The sequence below is a fragment of the Paraburkholderia ginsengiterrae genome (assembly GCF_001645125.1).
In the GTDB taxonomy this organism is placed as follows: Bacteria; Pseudomonadota; Gammaproteobacteria; order Burkholderiales; family Burkholderiaceae; genus Paraburkholderia; species Paraburkholderia ginsengiterrae.
Genome location: NZ_LXKA01000332.1, coordinates 47118 through 66224 on the forward strand (window position 1 = coordinate 47118; position 19107 = coordinate 66224).

Annotated in this window: 18 protein-coding genes; 6 read left to right on the forward strand and 12 right to left on the reverse strand. The window is 62.5% G+C overall.

The genetic code is table 11. From position 1 onward, the window contains the following. Positions 1-17: 17 nt before the first annotated feature. On the reverse strand, positions 18-1118 hold the full coding sequence (locus tag A6V37_RS25290) for an IS5 family transposase (RefSeq protein WP_064269448.1): 1101 nt from the start codon (positions 1116-1118) through the stop codon (positions 18-20). A 68-nt stretch (positions 1119-1186) separates the two neighbouring features. On the opposite strand from A6V37_RS25290, the gene A6V37_RS25295 reads away from it, so the two are divergent. Next, positions 1187-1978 carry a LysR substrate-binding domain-containing protein gene (locus A6V37_RS25295; RefSeq protein WP_207547643.1) on the forward strand — a complete coding sequence of 264 codons (792 nt, stop codon included), beginning with the start codon at positions 1187-1189 and terminating at the stop codon, positions 1976-1978. On the opposite strand, the gene A6V37_RS25300 is transcribed toward A6V37_RS25295, so the two are convergent. Together A6V37_RS25300 and A6V37_RS25305 are read right to left on the reverse strand one after the other, a co-directional pair. Then, entirely contained in the window at positions 1963-2409 is a 447-nt protein-coding gene (locus tag A6V37_RS25300; protein ID WP_064269430.1) for an SRPBCC family protein, read from the reverse strand. The two genes, A6V37_RS25295 and A6V37_RS25300, sit on opposite strands and share 16 nt — an antisense overlap. Positions 2410-2538: 129 nt before the next feature. Then, positions 2539-3189: a CGNR zinc finger domain-containing protein gene (locus A6V37_RS25305; RefSeq protein ID WP_064269431.1), complete on the reverse strand. Its 651-nt coding sequence runs from the start codon at positions 3187-3189 to the stop codon at positions 2539-2541. Positions 3190-3355: 166 nt separating this feature from the next. Between A6V37_RS25305 and A6V37_RS25310 the strand changes: the two genes are divergently transcribed. From A6V37_RS25310 to A6V37_RS25325, 4 genes are all read left to right on the forward strand, one after another. Further along, complete coding sequence (locus A6V37_RS25310) at positions 3356-4051, forward strand: alpha/beta fold hydrolase (protein ID WP_064286439.1); 696 nt, start codon at positions 3356-3358, stop codon at positions 4049-4051. A gap of 113 nt (positions 4052-4164) precedes the next feature. After that, on the forward strand, positions 4165-5019 hold the full coding sequence (locus A6V37_RS25315; RefSeq protein ID WP_064269433.1) for an alpha/beta fold hydrolase: 855 nt from the start codon (positions 4165-4167) through the stop codon (positions 5017-5019). 51 nt (positions 5020-5070) lie between these two features. After that, a complete protein-coding gene (locus A6V37_RS25320) occupies positions 5071-5841 on the forward strand; it encodes an SDR family oxidoreductase (protein WP_064269434.1) in 771 nt (256 codons plus the stop codon). 54 nt (positions 5842-5895) lie between these two features. Continuing rightward, positions 5896-6147 carry a hypothetical protein gene (locus tag A6V37_RS25325; protein WP_064269435.1) on the forward strand — a complete coding sequence of 84 codons (252 nt, stop codon included), beginning with the start codon at positions 5896-5898 and terminating at the stop codon, positions 6145-6147. On the opposite strand, the gene A6V37_RS25330 is transcribed toward A6V37_RS25325, so the two are convergent. From A6V37_RS25330 to A6V37_RS25355, 6 genes are all read right to left on the reverse strand, one after another. Then, positions 6139-7503 (reverse strand): sigma-54-dependent transcriptional regulator, encoded by a 1365-nt coding sequence (locus A6V37_RS25330; protein WP_064269436.1) that lies wholly within the window; start codon positions 7501-7503, stop codon positions 6139-6141. The genes A6V37_RS25325 and A6V37_RS25330 overlap by 9 nt on opposite strands. Beyond that, entirely contained in the window at positions 7496-9376 is a 1881-nt protein-coding gene (locus A6V37_RS25335; protein WP_064269437.1) for a sensor histidine kinase, read from the reverse strand. The genes A6V37_RS25330 and A6V37_RS25335 overlap by 8 nt, the downstream gene beginning before the upstream one ends. Positions 9377-9482: 106 nt before the next feature. Beyond that, entirely contained in the window at positions 9483-10859 is a 1377-nt protein-coding gene (locus A6V37_RS25340) for a 2-hydroxycarboxylate transporter family protein (protein ID WP_064269438.1), read from the reverse strand. 263 nt (positions 10860-11122) lie between these two features. Next, positions 11123-11500: a DUF3579 domain-containing protein gene (locus A6V37_RS25345; protein WP_064269439.1), complete on the reverse strand. Its 378-nt coding sequence runs from the start codon at positions 11498-11500 to the stop codon at positions 11123-11125. A gap of 268 nt (positions 11501-11768) precedes the next feature. Continuing rightward, positions 11769-13088 carry a DUF3422 family protein gene (locus A6V37_RS25350; protein ID WP_064269440.1) on the reverse strand — a complete coding sequence of 440 codons (1320 nt, stop codon included), beginning with the start codon at positions 13086-13088 and terminating at the stop codon, positions 11769-11771. A 68-nt stretch (positions 13089-13156) separates the two neighbouring features. Then, positions 13157-14008: an alpha/beta fold hydrolase gene (locus A6V37_RS25355; RefSeq protein ID WP_064269441.1), complete on the reverse strand. Its 852-nt coding sequence runs from the start codon at positions 14006-14008 to the stop codon at positions 13157-13159. An 89-nt stretch (positions 14009-14097) separates the two neighbouring features. Between A6V37_RS25355 and A6V37_RS25360 the strand changes: the two genes are divergently transcribed. Further along, positions 14098-14949: a LysR substrate-binding domain-containing protein gene (locus A6V37_RS25360; RefSeq protein WP_207547644.1), complete on the forward strand. Its 852-nt coding sequence runs from the start codon at positions 14098-14100 to the stop codon at positions 14947-14949. A 42-nt stretch (positions 14950-14991) separates the two neighbouring features. On the opposite strand, the gene A6V37_RS40955 is transcribed toward A6V37_RS25360, so the two are convergent. From A6V37_RS40955 to A6V37_RS25370, 3 genes are all read right to left on the reverse strand, one after another. Then, a complete protein-coding gene (locus A6V37_RS40955) occupies positions 14992-15246 on the reverse strand; it encodes a hypothetical protein (RefSeq protein WP_131799896.1) in 255 nt (84 codons plus the stop codon). A gap of 16 nt (positions 15247-15262) precedes the next feature. Continuing rightward, a complete protein-coding gene (locus A6V37_RS25365; RefSeq protein WP_064286440.1) occupies positions 15263-18046 on the reverse strand; it encodes a nitrate reductase in 2784 nt (927 codons plus the stop codon). Between the two features lie 13 nt (positions 18047-18059). Then, positions 18060-19107, reverse strand: a 1048-nt coding sequence (locus A6V37_RS25370) for an NAD(P)/FAD-dependent oxidoreductase (protein ID WP_075643558.1), incomplete at its 5' end; no start/stop codon positions are given.

A 19107-nucleotide genomic window follows, 5' to 3' on the forward strand; every position in this document is an offset into this window, starting at 1 on the left:
CCATTGCTTCCTGCCCCTCAACCGGCAAGTGTGCGCATACGCGTCAGGTTGTAGCCGACCTGCGTCAGCACGAAGAGCTGGTCTACACGTTCAAGTCCTCGATACACCGCTTGTCGAATCCGTCCGACTGTCTTGGCCCAGCCAAATACCTGTTCAATGCGCTTGCGCTTTTGCTGGCTGACGGCATAGCCTGGCCAGCGCGTAGTCCGACCGTCAATCGCTGAGCCACCGGCGCGGCCATCGTTTTGCGCTACATGTGGCGTGATTCGATTCGCTCGACAGCTGGCTACGAAGCCGGCGGTGTCGTAGTTCTTGTCCGCGCCGACCGTGATGGCGTGCGGCGCTATATTTGCGGCATCGGCAAGCATCTGTTCTGCGGCATCGCGCTCGGCGGTGCCCGTCGCCAGTGTTACCTGCGCGTTGACCACCAGTCCGTGCCGGTTGTCGGTCAGCACATGGCCCATATAACAGAGCGTCGCACCCGTGCCTTTGCTCTTGCGAAACAGGCGTGCCTGCTCGTCCGTCGTGGATTGGTGCGTCTCGTTACTGCGCTTCTGTCCGTGCCAGTTGTCATTCGGCGCGGGCGGGTCCTCAGGAGGTGTGTCCTCTTCGTCTGGACTTGCCTTCGGCACAAAGCTCTTATGCCCGGCCCATGCCTGAATCAATGTACCGTCGACGCTAAAGTGCTCCCCAGAAAGATGTCCACGCTCGCGCGCGGTCTCGACTGTCTCGTTGAAGAGCAACAACACCACATCGTGTTCGAGCAACCGGTCGCGGTTCTTGCTGAACGTCGAGTGGTCCCACACGGTCCCGTCCATCGGCAGGCCGACGAACCAGCGGAACAGCATGTTGTAGGAAATCTGTTCCACCAGCATACGCTCGCTACGAATCGAGTACAGCACCTGCAGCAAAAGAGCTCGCACCAGTTTCTCCGGCGCGATACTCGGCCGACCTCCTTTCGTGTCAGCCTCGTACATCCGCGCGAAAACGTCGTCCATGCGTTTAAGCGCGTCATTGAGCCACGCGCGAATCGGACGCAACGGATGGTCCTTCGGCACAAAATCGTCCAGCTTCAGCACCGTGAACATTGACTCGGTAAAACCATCTGGCCCACGCATCCGTTCCATCTCGCTCTCATTGATGACATCAGTTCAACGTTTACGCCTTCGTTATGGATGACCGCTGCATGAGGTATTTCAACGGCCTGCTAGGCCTGGCATTACTGCGGCGAACCAGCCGCAGCGTCGCGCCGACTGAAGCGGGAGAAAAGTTATTGCTCACGCTGGATCCCGCATTGACGGCAATCCACGATACGTTGAGCAAGCTTGGCCGGGAGCGCGATCGCGTATTGGGCACGCTACGTATTACGGCGACCCGGCAGGCCTATGAGGCGGTGATAAGACCGGTGCTCGCGGACTTCTGCGCGGCACATCCGGATGCCACGATCGAGGTCATCATCGACTACGGGTTCCGGGACATCGTGTCCGATGGTTTTGATGCCGGCATTCGATTAGGCGAAAAATTACAGCAGGACATGGTCGCACTCCGGGTGGGACCGGAACTCCGAATGGCGGTAGTCGCTTCGCCCGCGTACTTTGCGCAACACCCCGCCCCGCGGATACCGGAAGACCTTCACGCACACCGTTGCATTAACTACCGGATGCTCACCGCAAACACGCTATACGCATGGGAATTTGAAAACGATGGCCGCCGTTTGAAGTTAAAACTATCTGGACCACTAACATTCAACCAACCCGATCCGATGCTTCACGCCGCGGCGGAGGGGCTCGGCGTCGCCTACGTATTGGAGCACGAGGCGGCGCCCTTCCTCGAATCGGGTCAGCTGGTCAGAGTACTGAAGGACTGGACGCCGGCTTTCCCCGGGTTCTTCCTCTATTACCCTTCCCGCACACAGGTCTCCCCGGTTCTGGCCGCACTATTGACGCTGCTACGCCTGCGCCATCAGTCCGGAATCTGAGGCTCGACCAACTTCGCCAACTGAACCAGCGACTCCTGCCAGCCGAGGTAGCACATCTCCACGGGGATGACCTCAGGAATCCCCTCCTGCAAGACGGTCAGTTCGGTCCCGCAGGAAACCTGCCGTAACGAAATCGTTGCCTGCATCTGGCCGGGCAGGTTCGGATCGTCGAATCGGTCGGCGTAGCGGATCTTCTCGAACGGCACCAACTCGATATACTCGCCGCCGAACGAGTGGCCGTTGCCCGTGCCGAAGTTACGGAAGGACATCTTGTAGGTGCCGCCGACACGGGCATCCATGTGGTGGACCTGACAGGTGAACCCATAAGGCGGCAGCCACTTCGCGATCGCATCGGGTTCAAGAAACGCCCGATAGATGCGTTCGGGAGTCGCGCGCAGGATGCGGTGCAGATGGACGGTTCCGGTAGCCATGATGTACTCGCCTTTTCACTCGAGAAGTTGACCATACTCCTACGACGGTTCGGCGACACAGGCATCGACATCGATTAAGTCCACGAAAACCCGTAGACGCCCCTTGCGCGCATCTGCAACGACGTCACATCAGCCGCGCTCCTCCTCCTGTTCCTGCACCTGCTCCTTGAGCCGCTTCCGGTGAGCCGCAACCTTCGCGCGATTGCCGCACGCCGCCATGCTGCACCAACGGCGCGCGTGCCCCCGCGTGTGATCGGCAAACATCAACGTGCATCGAACGCCTTCACATGCCTTCACGTGAGTGAAATCCTGCTCGCACACCAGTCTCGCCAACGCATCGGCGATAGGCATCAGCAATGACTCCGGCGACTTCCATCGCCGGTTCGACTGCAATTCAAAGGCCGCCCCACCGCCCGTGGCATCGGCAACGATCTCACCGTATCGCTCGTCCCGCTCCAGCAGTTGATTCAGCGCAGAGAGCTCGCGCAAATCCTTGGCGGACAGCGGCCGCCCCTTCCTGCTCCGCACAAACTTCCTGAACCACTCGCGCAGCGCGCGAGCCTGCGCCGCAACGGCGTCGAACTCAGCCGGCGCAGACTGCGCCCGCAACGCCGCGAGCGCCGCACGCGGCACCATGCTGGCCTGCTCGAGCCAGGCCAGCAGCCCTTCTCCGTCGCTGATCCAGTCGACTTCCTCATCCACCGGGGTGGCAACCGAGTTCAGGAAATCGAGGCCCGGTGCGTCGGCGACAAATAGGGCGGGAATCTGGTGGTAGTCCATTTTCTTATGACGGATGTGCGGTGACGATGACTGCATCGTAACCACTAAAAATGCACTTGACAAGTTACACGCCACATTAGTAACCTTTAAAACACAATCAAATAGGTTACATAGATGCAACGAGAGCTGCCGCACGCAGCATCCACCATCTTCAAAGGAGCGGGACATGTCGTTTGGCAACGTAAGCGCGGTACTGGTACACGGCGCATGGGCGGACGGATCGAGCTGGGGCAAGGTGATCGATCGCCTGAAGGAACAAGGGATCAATGCAATCGCGGCGCCGCTGCCGCTCAAGTCGTTGCGCGACGACGTAGCGGCGTTAGACCGGGTGCTCGAACGGATCGAAGGTCCGGTGGTGCTGGCCGGACACGCGTACGCAGGCGCCGTGATCGGATCGACCCGCGCCGGCAATATCGCGGCACTGGTCTATGTCGCCGCGCTCGCGCCCGACGAAGGAGAAACGGTGAGCGACGTGTTCTACCGCGGCGAAACGCATCCACAGTCGCCTCAACTCGCGCCGGATCGGCACGGGTGGATATGGCTGCCGCAAGAGGCCTTCGCGCAGGCCTTTGCACAGGATGCAACGCCGCAGGAGGTGGCGGTGCTCGCTGCGGTGCAGCGACCGATTTCGGTGTCATGCATCAGTGAAGCGGTCGGGCGTCCTCTGTGGAAGGAACGGCCGAGCTGGTTTCTCGTCGCCGAACAGGACCGGATGATCAACCCCGCCAACCAGCATGACATGGCACGCCGCATGAACGCGCGCGTGCGTTCGTATCAGACCGATCACACGCCGGTCGTGACGGCTGCCGATGCGGTGACGCACGTCATCGTCGAAGCGGTCGAGTCGGTTTCCGCTCGTTGAGCTTATCCGCGAGTTATCGGTGAGTTGGACGCCAGTTGGGTGCGGCCCGTGATGCCGACCATCGCCCAGCGCCTTTCGTCACTCGCTTATTCCCGTTCCTTTGGAGAGAGATCATGAGTTCTATTGCCTATCGCCATGCCGACGTCGACGGTTTCAAGGTGTTCTATCGTGAGGCCGGCCGCGCAGGTGCCCCAAAGCTGCTGCTCCTACACGGCTTTCCAAGCTCGAGCCATATGTTTCGGGACCTGATTCCGAAGCTTGCCGACCGTTTCCGTATCGTCGCGCCGGATCTGCCCGGATTCGGCCAGTCGGACATGCCTGAGCGCGGTAGTTTTACGTACACGTTCGACAACATCGCGAAGGTTATCGAGCGGTTCACCGAGGTGATCGGTTTCGATCGCTACGCGATCTACGTATTCGACTATGGCGCACCCACCGGTTTCCGGCTTGCAGTCAGTCATCCCGAACGCATCACCGCGATCATTTCGCAGAACGGCAATGCCTACGAAGAAGGATTGAGCGACGGCTGGAATCCGATCCGTGCCTATTGGAAAGAGGCTTCGCCCGCGAATCGTGAAGCGCTTCGTGCACTGCTCACGCACGAGACGACCTTCTGGCAGTACACGCATGGCGTGCCCGATACGGCCTCCGTCTCGCCTGACGGCTACTCGCTCGACGAGTTCTATCTGAGCCGGCCTGGCGCTGACGAGGTGCAGTTGGACCTGTTTCGCGACTATCAAAGCAACGTGGCGCTGTATCCCGTGTTTCAGCAGTACTTCCGTACCCATCAACCGCCTTTCCTTGCCGTGTGGGGCAAAAACGATCCGTTCTTCCTGCCCCCGGGCGCCGAGGCGTTCAAACGCGACATCCCGGGTGCCGTGGTGCGGTTCTTCGATACCGGCCACTTCGCACTGGAGACGCACGCGACCGAAATTGCCGCAGCCATTGCGGACTTCCTCATTCGCTAAGGTATCCAAAGTATTTCATCGCACTTGATCCACGCAATCAGGAGAAGCAACATGTCCAGCAAAGTCGCCATCGTCACGGGCGCAAGCCAGGGTATCGGGCGTTCGACCGCCATCAGACTGGCGCGGGATTTCGACTCGATCGTGCTGGTTGCGCGTAACCGCGCCAACCTCGAAGAGACCGCCATCGAGGTGAAGAAGGCCGGCGCGGCGTCGCTTGTGATCGACGCCGACCTCGCGGAAGCCGGTGCGGCCCAGCAAGTCGTCGACCAGACGCTTGCCGCGTTCGGACGGATCGACGCCTTGCTCAACATTGCGGGCGCCGTGCCGCAGATCGACCTGCTGGAGATGACCGACGAGCAATGGGACCGCGGCCTCGCACTCAAGCTTCACGGTGCGCGGCGCCTGACGATCGCGGCATGGCCGGCGCTGAAGGCCAGCTCGGGGGCGGTCGTGCTGATGTCGGGCAATTCGGCGCTGTTTCCCAAAGCGCCCTATGCCGCGGTCGGCACGATCAACGCGGCGATCGTCGCGCTCGCGAAAGCCTTCTCGGATCGCGGCATTGCCGACGGCGTGCAGGTCAACAGCGTGCTGCCGGGACCCGTGATGACGGACCGGCGGCGCTCGTACCTGGAACATTGGGCACCGCTGCACAACATGACCGTCGAGGAGGCGACGGCACAGTTTCCGGTCGAGGCGGGTATTGCACGCTACGGCACGCCCGAGGAGATCGCGGCGTTGATGGCGTTCATCGTCTCGCCCGAGGCGCGCTGGATGACGGGTTCGACGCTGCGGATGGACGGCGGTGAAGTGAAGTCGATCTGACTCGCGGGCCGCGATTGCGTGCTAGGATTTCCACACTACCGGACGGAGGCGGCCATGTGGGACAAGATCGAGCACGACGGCTATGAAATCTGGGTACTCCCGGTCGTAGCCTATGGTCCACCGGCGCCCGGCACGCTCTTCCACTTCATCGGCTACGTTTGCCGCCACGGGGCAAACGCACACATTGCCGGCCAGAGCGAACGGTTTCAGGAATTCGCGGAAACGTTTCATAGCGAAGACGAGGCCCGCGATGCCGGGTACCGCGCGGGCCGGCTTCTACTTGATAAGTTCGCCAAGTCACTCTGATTCGCCCTGCGGTTCCCGGGTCGGAATCCTGAACTGGCGAATCTTGTGGTAAAGCGTCTTGCGCGGCATACCCAACGCGGCACTGGCCGCGCCGACATTGCCATGATGGCGTTGCAGCATTTCTTCGATCAATACGCGTTCGAAGTGTGCGGTCTGTTCAGCCAGTGTGCCGGACCTCGCCGCCGGATTCGCATCAGACAGCAGCGAGTCGCCAACGAGCCCCAGCACGAAACGGTCCGCGACGTTCTGCAGTTCGCGCACGTTGCCCGGCCATTGATGCGCCATCAATTCGGACACCTGCGACGCGGAGAGGGTCGGCGGGGATTGCCCAAAGCGCCGGGCCGCTGCGAGCACGAAGTGCTCGAATAGCAACGGAATATCTTCGCGGCGCTCGCGCAACGGCGGCAAGTCGATCTGCGCGACGTTCAACCGATAGAGGAAGTCTTCGCGAAAACGCCCTTCTTTCGCAAGTTGTGCAAGATCCGCCTTGGACGCGGCGACGATCCGGCAGTCCACCGGAATCGACTCATTGGCGCCCAGCCGTTCAATGTGGCGCTCCTGCAGCACGCGCAGCAGTTTGATCTGCAGCGCAACCGGCATGGTTTCGATTTCGTCGAGAAAGAGCGTGCCGCCGTGAGCCCATTCGATCTTGCCGACCCGGCTCTTGAGCGCCCCCGTAAAGGCGCCGGCTTCATGACCGAAGAGTTCGCTCTCAAACAGCTGCTCGGGCAGCCCGCCGCAATTGAGCGCGACAAAATGATGGTCGCGCCGCTGGCCAAAATCATGCAGCCCACGCGCGATCAGCTCCTTGCCGGTTCCCGTCTCGCCCGTGACAAGCACCGATACTGACGTATCCGCGAGCCGCAAGATCTTCTTGCGAACCTCGGCGATTGCGGGCGACTTGCCCAGCACCATCGCCTCGATGCCATGCCAGTTGCGCAGGGCATCGCGCAGCCCCTGCACTTCGAGCGTCAGACGCCGTTTTTCGACGGCGCGGGCCACCCGGCTCACAATGTGTTCCGATGAAAACGGCTTTTCTATGAAGTCGTAAGCGCCGCGGCGCATCGCGCCCACGGCTGTCGAGATGTCCGCATGGCCGCTGATCAACACCACGGGAATCTGCGCGTCGACCTCCATCACGCGTTCGAGCAATTGCAGCCCGTCGATTCCCGGCATCCGCACATCGGACACGATCACCACCGGCGCGCCCGGCTCAACCTCGATCAACGCCGAACCCGCCGATTCATAGGCCTGAACCGCATAACCCGCCAACGCAACAGCCTGCTCGACGCCGAGCCGCACGTTCTCGTCGTCCTCGACCACTACGACACGAATCTCATCACCCTCATTACCCATTAGCCGTCCCCTGCACGGTTGCCGCTACAAAATCGATCCTGAATTGCGCCCCACCTTCGGGAAGGTTCGCAGCCGAGATGCGCGCGCCAAACCCCTCGACAAGACGCGACGTAATCGCCAGACCCAGCCCGAGTCCCCGCCCCCGCGGCTTTGTCGTGACAAACGGCTCGAAGAGATGAGCCAGTACCTCGGGCGCAATGCCCGCGCCACTATCGGTGACGGTGAAAAGCACGCGACCGTGCTCGTCCGGCTCGTGCGCATCAATGGCAATCGTACGCTGCGCTTCAGGTGCGACAGCATCGAGCGCATTGCCAAGGAGATTGACGATCACCTGCTGCAACTGACTCGGCTCCGCATACACCGTCGTTCCCGCCGCTACGTGCAGGTCGAGTCGCACCCGTTCGTCGCGAATTCGTGACTCGACCAGCAGGACTGCGTGGTTCACCGCCTCATTCAGCGACACGGGCACCCGTTCGACGCCCGGCCTGCGCGCGAACGTCTTCAGCTCGCCGGTGAGCAGCGCCATGCCGTCGACCAGACGCGAAATACGTTCGAGATTGGCGATTGCCGGGGCCGGCTGATTGCGCTCGAAAAACGTGCGGGCGTTATCGGACAGTGTCCTGATGGCGACGAGCGGCTGATTCAATTCATGCGTCAACCCCGCGGCCATCTGCCCCAGCACCGCCAGCTTGCCCGCATGCACGAGTTCCTGTTGCGAATCGCGCAGCGACTGCTCGGCCCGTATGCGCTCGGCGATTTCCTGGCTCATCCTCGCGTTGGCACTGGTCAGTTCTGCTGTGCGCTGCCGCACGGTGACTTCCAGACGCTCGTTGGCGCCGCGCAAGGCATCCTGTGCCTTCAGCTTCTCGGCAATCGCGCGACGATGCTGGATCGCATACAGGCCATAGAGGCCGGCGATCAGGAACAGCCCTGTGACGAACGCAAGTGCAAGATATTGCTGGTGCCGCGCGGGTGCGACGTCGAGCAGCACGACGATCGAATCGCCCGCTTGCGGCGCCGGTTTCGACAGCGCAAGAAAGCGCTTATAGCGGCCCGGATGGGTCCAATCGGGAAATTGCGCAAACCAGCCGGTCGTGTCCCAGTCGCCAAGCCGCTGATAGGGCAGTGGCTCGACCGCCCGGCCCGCGTATTGCCTCGACGCCTGAATCTGTGTCTGACGATCCGGCGTAATGGGTCTGACCGCCATGAATTTCCACGCCGGAACCGTGGAGATGACAACCACGCCGTTGGCGTCGACCACCATCGCGGCTTCGGCCGGCACCCTCCATGCGGATTCGAGCGCATCGACGCTGATCTTGACCGCCGCCGCCCCGATGGCCCCGTTCGGCTCGCGCACCGCGCTCGCATAATAAAGACCCGGCTCGCCGGTATTGGTACCGATGCCGAAGAATCGCCCCGAGCCATTGGCGAGCGCGTCCTTGAAGTACGGCCGATACGAGACGTTAGTGCCGACAAAGCTCAGCGTCTGATCCCAGTTGCTCGCCGCGATCACGGTGCCATCCGGCTCGATCAGGTACACCGCGACGCTTCCCGCTTCGCGGTTGACCGCGGCCAGATAAGTATCGACAGCGTGCAGAAGCGTCGGCTGCGCGCCGGTTCGCTCACGCAACAGCGCATGGACGCTGTCCTGCCGCACGACGATGCTGGGCACCATTTCGTAACGGCCCAGTTCGCTTTTCAGGCTTGCAGCGTAGAGATCGAGACGGTAACCGCCCACCGCCGCAATGGCGCTCACCGAGCGTTGCCACGCGAACTCCATGGCCACCGTGGCGAGGCCAGCGTATAGCACCGCCGCGGCGAGCCATCCCCACAACGGAACACCGCACACTCTCGCGTGCACGAACGACCTCATTGAAACCTCACAGGCAACTGACGCCGGCCAATTCTCGCAAATCGCCCATCCGGCGTACAGCCCGCTCGCGGCGGCTGCCGTTCAACGCCCAGCTCCCGTCGGCATGTCACCTGAAGTGCGCAAGGACGATCAGCGTCCCGGTGACGATGATCGCGCCGCCAATACGCGTGGCGATCTGCGCGAACGGCATCAGTTGCATCCGGTTCGCCGCGGTCAGGATCGCGACGTCGCCGGTTCCGCCCTGGCCGCTATGGCATGCGTTCACGATCGCCGTATCGATGGGGTGCATCTTCAGCAGGAACGCCACGGCAAAGCCGCTGCCCATTAGCGTCACCACCGTTGCCACGATGGTGACGATATTCGCGAAGGTAAACGCCGCCATCAGTTTGTCCCAGGGCGTCATCGCCACGCCGATCGCGAACAGCAGCGGGTAGGTCACCGCGGTCGAGAAGAACTTGTAGACGACAAAGGCGCCCTCCTGCAACGGCGGTGATACCGCCCGCGCAAGTTTGACCAACACGGCGATGAACAGCATCGCAACAGGCGCCGGCAGGCCGAACAGATCGCGACACATCAAACCCAGCAGATAGAGCGTAATGGCCGTGATCCCCGCGGCCGCGATATGGGTCACGTCGACGTGTCCGGTGATCTCATCGCGCATCGGCGCCAACTCATCCTGCTCGCCCACTTGCAGACGGCCCTGTCCGGTGAGGTGCGGCAAGCGTTTGCCGAGCATGTCGAGCGCACCGGACAGAACGATCGCCGTGAGGCTGCCCAGCATGACCGGCGGCAGCACTTGTGCAAACAGCTCGCCTTGCGGCAGATGAAGAATTTCCGAGTAGCCAATCGAGAGAGGAATAGCCCCTTCCCCGACGCCGCCCGCCATGATCGGCGCAACGATGAAGAAGAACGTATGGTGCGCGCCGAGTCCGAGCGCGGTGCCGACGGCGGTGCCGACGATCGCGGCGGCCACCGAGCCGACCGCGAGCGGAACGAAAATCTTCAGGAAGCCCTGGATCAGCACACGGCGATCCATGCTGAGAATGCTGCCGACAATAATCGATGCGATGAACAGGTACAGGAAGTTGGTTGACTTCGTGAAGTCCATCGTCAGCGTCAGTATTGGCTTCGGCAGGAGATGGTAATAGGCCAGCGCTGACGGAATGAACGTTGCAAAGATCGCAGCCGCACCGATATTGCGGACGAGCGGCAGGCGCTTGCCGAGTTCCGCACACGTAAAGCCGAAGAAGGCGAGCACGGCGATCGCCATCGAGATCTCGCCCGGCACCTTGCCCGAGATCACGAAGCCGATGATCAACACCAGCAGCACAACATAGATTGGCAACGGGATGATGCCGATCCTGAACTCCATCAATTTCCACCAGCCTTCGGGCCAGAAACGGGTGTGGGCTTCAGTGCGTTGCGCCGGTGCCGGCTGTGAGGTGTGAGATGTGCTGTGCACGTGTGTCTCCTGACTGTTCATGGGCCGCTCACGCAGCGAAGTGACGCGTGACGGCTTTCTAGCTGATTGATTTGTATGACCTCGCCGGCTGACCGTGCAGCGGATCGTTTGTCCGCTTCAAGACGGGCTCCGGACGCGCGCCTGGCAGTCCGGGGAAGTCGCTTGCCGGCTGATAAACGCAAGAACCGGGCCAGCTCGCAGATATTTTTTGCGTCGCTATGTGCTTGATAATGTTACGTTTTATTTGGCACGGGTCGCAGGGTGACGGGCTGCCGGCTCAAACCTCAGAATCCGGCGGCTGGGATGGCTGAGATTTCAGCCAGGGGGAAAGCACTCTGAACGGCGGTGCCGGGCCCGTCACGCTCTGGCATGCCGTCAACTTCCATCGGCAGATCATTGTCCTGAGCGAACCGCGCAACGAACTCGAACGCCGCCGGGCAAACCAGTTGAAGCTCGCTGGCAACGAGCAGGCACTTGAGTTCCGCCTGAACGACTGGCATGGCCAACCGCGTGCAGGCGATATGAATGCCTGGCCGGCGCTCGCCGACGAACAGCGTGATGACGCCCGTCAGCCGTTCGGCCCAGTCGCCCGGCCGGAATGTCTTGCCGCTGACGGTCCTGCCTTTGATCAGGAAGTGCCGGGTGCCGATGTGCGTCGTCATGGTTTGACAACCGGCAGTTCGAACGCCAAGGCTCGTGTTCCGGACGAGGTACCAGACGAGGTGCCCGATGAAGTCATTGCATAGTCTCCGTGAGTGCGACGTCGTGATCGCGTCGATGTCATGCCAGACACGGCTTTCCAATCTCGACAGGAAGCCGTCGGCAGGCAGCAACTATGCAAGGCCCATACCAGGCGAGCGCGCGAATACGCGCGACTAGTCTTTTGATTTTTCTACGCTTTTTCTCGACTCCGCCCGACAGGAAAGCGACTCAGTCGCAAATCTCGGAATTCGGTCTCGCGGATGTCCGGGATCTCAGCCAATCCGCTGCGCGCCCTGCGTGACTTCCTTTGCTACGCCGGATGGTGAGCATGACCAGCAACACGACCGGGACGATCAGGAGTCCTTCGGCCAGTTCCGGATCAAGCGGAAAATGCAGCGTATGAAGAGCCTTGAGCCCGGCCGACGTCAGCGAGAGCACATAGTACGAGATGGCTGCAACCGAAAGCCCCTCGACCGCGTGTTGCAGCCGCAACTGATTTCGCGCCGTCTGATTCATGCCTTCCAGCAGCCGGGTCGTGTCCTCTTCCTGCGCGAGATTGACGCGCGTGCGCAGCAGATCGACGGCTCGCGCCACCCGTCCGGCAAATTGTTCGTGGCGAGCCCAGACGGTCTTGCACGTTTCCATCGCGGGAGCGAAGCGCCGCTCCATGAATTCGGCAATCGTCGGCATTCCTTCGATGCGCTCTTCGCGCAATTCATGAATGCGCGCAAGCACGAGCTTTTCATAAGCACGCGACGCGCTGAAGCGCCCGCTCGCCCCCGCTAGCGACTCGATGCGCACGGCGAGATGCGTGAGGCGCACCAGCAGTTCCGCGTCGTTGCGGCGCCCCTGACTCGTGTCCATGCTGTGCATTAACGGTTGAAGCGCCGCCTGCAAATCGTCGAGACTTCTGCCCAGTTCGCGGGCGACCGGCAGCGCCAGCAAGGCCATCATCCTGTACGTCTCGATCTCGTAGAGGCGCTGCAGCAGACGTCCGCCCTGCTCTTCCCGAAAGTCGTCGTCGATCACGAGAAATCGCGAGAAACCGTCGGGCCGGATGGTCCAGTCGCAGTAAACCTGTCCGCCGCCCAGCACCTCGCTGCCCACCAGAATCGGGCCGTCAATCCACTGCCGCACGTTCTGGCGCGCCGCCGCGGTTGCGTCGCCCGATACGAGTTCCATGCGGATCGCCACGAACCGCTTGCCTGCAAAACCGCGAAACCATTCGGATGGAACGTGTGCCGACGGCAGATCGGAAAAGTAGTCCGCGTCGTGACGTTGCGCCACAAACGTGAAGGTGGAGAATTCCGTGTGCCGCTCCCACTTCAACTGCGTTTCCTCGTTCCAGTGTGCCGAGTAGTGCGTCGTTCCGTCGGCGGGAGTCTCGAGGTGGGTCTCTTTGCATAGGGACCGAAGCAGCACCTCGTGAATGGAAGGGTCGCCGTCGGAATAAATGGCAAAGTGAGTGAGCGCCACCGATCCGCCAATCCGCAGAAACGGCCGCGCGTGCAACTCGCGCGCAAGGCTGGCGCGCAGGAAATGATCCATGGCTGCTCTACTTTCGGAAGGTTGCGGAAGTTGCCGAGGGTGTCCGGATTGCCCGGCACCCCGTTCGATCACGCGCTCACGAAGGCCTGGACCAGCCGGTTGAATACCCCCGGCTTCGCGACGTTCATCCCATGCGATGCGCCCGCAATGGTTTGCTTGTCCGCGTAGTCGACCCAGTCCGCCAGTTTTTCGACGTTGTTGCGAAACATGCGGGGACTCTTTTCCCCTTCGATCAGCAACGTCCTGCACTTCACGTCGCGTGCCGCGTCACGCGAGTACGCCGGCAAGGGGTCGCGAAACTGCTTGGGCAGCGTGGCGGCGTTGTCGATCGCCATGGTGCGGAAACTGGCGGGACTCTTGCGCCAGAAGCCGGGCATGCTCACCGAGTCGACAAAAAGCTCCAGTCCGGCGTCGATCGCACCGTTCTCGATCAGGTCGGCAACTTTGGTGCGAAGCACATTGGTTGCGGGTGGCAGGGACGCTTCCGGCATCCCGTCGATTTGCAGCGGGCCGCCCGGATCGGCGAGCGTCAGCGTTTTCACGAGCCGCGGATACTCGCGCGCCACATGGAATGCCACGCACCCTCCGCGCGAGTGCCCCACCAGATGAACCGGTCCGAGATTCATCGCGGCAATGAACTCAGCGAGTTCCGCCACATGCGTTTTCCAGCCGAATTCGCTTTGAATAACGGCATCGCCAGCCGGCCAATAGTGGCTGAGGCTCACAGAAACGCAGAGGAAATGCTTCGAGAGAAACTCGGTTTGACTGTTCCAATAGCGGTAATCGCAAAGCGATCCGTGCACGAACACCAGCGGCTCGCCGGAACCGCTGATCACATACGGCACGCTGATGCCGGAAGGCACGGTCGCGAAGCACAGTTCCGGGGCGGCAAGTAGTGAAGGGTCGGTTCGGGCGTTCATGCATGGGCTCCTTTCCAGCACTATGCACGACGCAACAATCTAAGAAAATCGCGTAATATTGATGGTATCGATCAATTTATCTGATACCAATGAAGGCACTGGATCTGGACGTTCTGGCCATGATCGTGGCCGTGGCGGACACGGGGAACATCAGCCGCGCGGCTGAGGTCGTGCATCGCACGCAATCGGCGGTGAGCATGCAGATCAAGACGCTCGAAACCGCACTCGGCAAGCCGCTGTTCGTGCGCAAGCCGAGAAGCGTCATCCCGACGCAAGATGGCGAGGTTCTGCTGACGTACGCGCGGCGCATGCTAGCGCTGCGCGAGGAAGCGTGGGCGGCGGTGGTCCGTCCCGACGTGACTGGCCGGGTGGTGATCGGCGTGCCCGACGACTACGCGTCGTCACTGCTGCCGTCGATCCTCAAGAAATTCTCCGCGACCTACCCGAAGGTCGAGATTCAGGTCGTCGGACTACCGAGCGTGGCGCTCGCGCCCATGGTGAAGGACGGCTCGGTCGACCTGGTCTGCGGGACACGTGTGAAGGGTCTGTCTGGCGAGTTCATCCGGCACGAGCCGATGGTCTGGACCGCGGCGCCCGACGCACATGACATCTGGCGCGAGCGGCCACTGCCCATTGCAGTCTTCCTGCCGGGCAGCGTCGCCCGGGAAAACGCGATCCGCAGTCTTGAACGGGCCAAGCTCCCCTACCGGACCTCGTACGAGAGCCCGAGCCTGCTGGGCCTTCTCAGCATGGTCGAAGCGGGGCTCGCGGTGGCGCCGCTGGCGCAGTGTGCAGTTCCCGCTCACCTGAGCCTGCTCGGTCACGCGCAGGGCTTGCCCGAAATCGCCGCGCTGGAGGTCATACTTGCGCGGAGCGCCAAATCGAAACGGCCGCCTTGCGACTTTCTCGCCGAAAAGATCATGTCGGAATTGCGGCGTTAGCCGCACAGCGCGGCGTCTCGATAGCGCTTCCCTTCAACGCAATCAATGGCGATGCGAACGTGGCGTGCCAAGCTGCGCCAGCCCCACGCCTTTCCCAGACCTGCGGGTGTGGCGCAACGCACGGTCATGCCGTCCTCGATCGCTCAGATGTGAGGCGCGAAGGTTCGCCGTATGTCGCAGATGTCCCCCTCCGATACCTTCCGAACCCGACGGCGTGAGGTTGCCATCGTCATGGCGAGCGAAGCAGGTATCGCCGGGTTTGATCACGGCCAACATGGTTTTGAGTCTCTTCATCATGAAACGTCAGTCTCCTTCAAGCCGTGCTCAATCTTTCCAGTTCGGTGTCGACCAGCAGCTTCTTCAACTCCGGCACGCATGACCCGCAGTTGCCACCGGCCTTCAGGCACGCGGTGATTTCCGCAGCTGTCTTGAGCCCTTGCTCGCGGATCGCCGTGCAGATCGTATTGCGCCCCACACCGAAACACGAGCAGACCGTGGGCCCGGTATCGACACCCTTGCCAATCGGCTGTCCGATCAGCAGGCCGGCACGATCCTCCTCGTCGAGCCTGTCCTTCGCGAACAGGCCCGCGAGCCACGTACGCGACGGCAAGGGCGACTCGGGGCGCGCCGATACGAAGATGCAACTCTCGATTCGCTCGTCGACCAGATGCACCGCGCGATAAACGCCCGCCGTCCTGTCCTCGTACTCGAGCCAGTCGGCGTGCGGATCGTCGATACCGAACAGCGCCTGCGCCCAGTTGCCGTGATCGGCAAGCGGTTTGCGCCCTGCGAGTTCGTAGCGCACGAACTGCGCGCCGTGGACACGCGTCCAGTAGGTCATGCCGTCCAGCTCCGGAGCGTGACGGCTCAACGAGAAACCGTGCCACGCGACGTCGAACCTGTCGACGCGCACGGGCGTATGCTTGAATTCGGGCTCTCCGGAAACCGGATCGACCTCGGGATTCACCACTGCGCCGATGCGCGCGTCGGACGCCACCTGATCGTTCCAGTGAATCGGCACGAACACATTGCCACGCGACATGCCGCCGCCATGCTGCACCCGCGCGACCATGGCGCCCCAACGGCTCGACACGCGCGCGAGTTCACCTTCCCGCACGCCGCACAACAGCGCGTCCTGCGGATGCAAATCGACGAATGGTTCCGTCACGTGGCCGGCGAGCTTCTCCGACTTGCCGGTGCGGGTCATCGTGTGCCATTGGTCGCGCACCCGGCCGGTATTGAGCGTGAGCGGATACTCGTCGTCCGGCGCGTGGACCGGTGCGCGCGGTGGCGTCGCGACGAATCGCGCCTTGCCGTCCGCGTGGGCATAGCGGCGATCGCCGAAGAGACGCGCGGTACCGCGCTGCTCGGCACCGTTGCCCGCCTGCACCGGCCACTGAATTGGCTGCAGCGCATCGTAGCGCTCGCGGCCGAGGCCGACGAGTCCTCCCAGATTGAACACGCGCGGCACGTGATCCTCGATGTGATCGTTGCCCGCGTCGTTACGATGCGCACTCAGCCGCGCATGCTCGTCGAAGATCTCATGCGGAGCCGAAAAATCGAAACCGGCATACCCCATGCGCTGCGCAACCTCGCAGATGATCCGCCAGTCGGCACGCGATTCGCCCGGTGCCGGCAGGAACGCGCGCTGGCGCGAGATCCTGCGTTCCGAATTGGTGACGGTGCCGTCTTTCTCGCCCCAGCCGAGCGCGGGCAACAGGACGTGGGCAAACGCATTGGTGTCCGTGTTTTCAACAATGTCCGAGCTGACGACGAGTTCGCAGTGCGCGAGCGCGCGCTTCGCCTGGTTCCCGTCCGGCAGGCTCACGACAGGGTTCGTGCCCATGATCCAGACGGCCTTGATCCGGCCTGCTTCGATCGCCTCGAACAGCTCGACCGCTTTGAGTCCCGGCCGTTCGGCGACGGCGGGCGAGCCCCAGAAAGTCTGCACGAGTTCGCGATGGCGCGGATTGTCGAGCTCCAGATGGGCTGCCAGCATGTTCGCAAGGCCGCCCACTTCGCGCCCGCCCATCGCGTTCGGTTGACCGGTAAACGAGAACGGCCCCATGCCCGGCTTGCCGATGCGCCCCGTCAGCAGATGGCAATTGATGATGCTGTTGACCTTGTCGGTGCCGGAGGTCGACTGGTTCACGCCCTGGGAGTACACCGTCACGACCCGCTCGGTGCGTGCGAACAGCCGATAGAATTCGAGCAGATCGTGCGGGTCGACCTTGCACGCCTTCGCGCACTGCGCGAGGTCGAAGCCGCTCGCCGCGCCGGTTGACGCGGCATCGAGCGCCTGTGCATAGCCGGTCGTATGCGCGTCGACAAACCCTGCATCGGTCGTGTCGTGTTCCGCGAGAAAACTGAGCAGCCCGTTGAACAGGCGAACGTCCGTGCCCGCCTTCAGCGGCAGGTGCAGGTCGGCCATCTCGCAGGTTGCGGTGTAGCGCGGGTCGATCACGACCACCTTCATCTCCGGCCGCGTTTCCTTGATCTTGACGATCCGCTGGAACAGGATCGGATGGCACCATGCGGTGTTCGATCCGACCAGCACGACCAGATCGGCGATTTCGAGGTCTTCGTAGCACACCGGCACCAGGTCTTCGCCGAACGCGCGCTTATGCCCCGCTACCGATGACGACATGCACAGGCGCGAATTGGTGTCGATATTCGCGCTGCCGACATAGCCCTTCATCAGCTTGTTGGCGACGTAGTAGTCCTCGGTCAGCAGTTGTCCCGACACGTAGAGCGCGACCGCCTCCGGGCCATGCTGATTGATGATCCGCCGAAAGCCGCCGGCAACCGTGTCGAGCGCCTCGCTCCACGACACATCGCGCAATGCGGCACTGCCCGGTTCGCGCCGTTTCGGATGCAGCAGGCGTCCATCGAGTCCGACTGTTTCGCCGAGCGCCGAGCCTTTCACGCACAGGCGGCCCGCGTTGGCCGGATGGTGTTCGTCGCCGGCAATGTCGGGCTGGCCGTGTGGGCGCGGCGTCGCGCGTACACCGCAGCCAACGCCGCAATAGGGACACGTGGTCCGCACGCCGTCCTGACTGCCGTCAGGCGCGCGAGTGAGAATGATGGGGGCACTCACATTGAATTCCGGTTCAGGCGGCCTGAGCCTCGCATAGGGCCTTGCCGAACAGCAACTGGCTGCGCAGCGCGGAAATATCGGTCTGCTCCTGGATCAGCTGGAAGTACCACGCGCCGTCCTTGACATCGCCATACAGGACCGCGCCGACCACCCGGCTGTCTTCGAGCACAAGACGCTTGTAGACGCCGCGCCGCGGATCGCGCAGCACCAGGTCTTCACTATCAGGGCCACCCATGAAGTCGCCGGCCGAATACAGATCGACGCCGGTGACTTTGAGCTTGGTCGCCGTCGCGCGCTGCACGTAACGGCGGTGACCCGCCCCGGCCAGATGTGCGCCACAGACACGCGCCTGGTCCCAGATCGGCGCCACGAGGCCGAAGGTCGCCGTGCGGTGCTGCACGCATTCGCCGACCGCGTACACACGCGGATCGTAGGTCTGCAAAGTATCGTCGACCACGATGGCCCGCTCGCAGTGCAGGCCCGACTGCCTGGCGAGTTCGATATTCGGGCGCACCCCCGCTGCCATGACGACCAGGTCGGCGGGAATCTCCGTACCGTCCTCGAAACGCACGGCGGTGACACGCTCCGGTCCGACGATTTCGGCGGTGCGCGCCTTCAGCAGGAAGCGCAGACCCTTGCGCTCCAGCGTCTGCAGAAGCAGAGCCGACGCGCTCCTGTCTAGCTGGCGGTCCATCAGGCTGTCGGTGTCGTGCACAACCGTGACCGACATACCCTGGCGCATCAGCCCGTTGGCCGCCTCGAGCCCGAGGAGGCCGCCGCCGATAATCACCGCGTGACGGTGGCTGCGCGCCGCGGCGAGCATCGCTTCGACATCCTGAATGTCGCGAAACGCGATCACACCCGGCAACTGGTGACCCGGCACCGGAATCAGGAACGGCTTGGAGCCGGTCGCGATCAGCAGCCGGTCGTAGCGCACCTCGATGCCGCTTTGCGAGCGCACGACGCGGCGTTTGCGATCGATTGCCGCAACCGGGTCGCCCGCGTACAGGCGGATACCGTTCTCGTCATACCAGTCGCGCGTGTTGAGGATGATGTCGTCG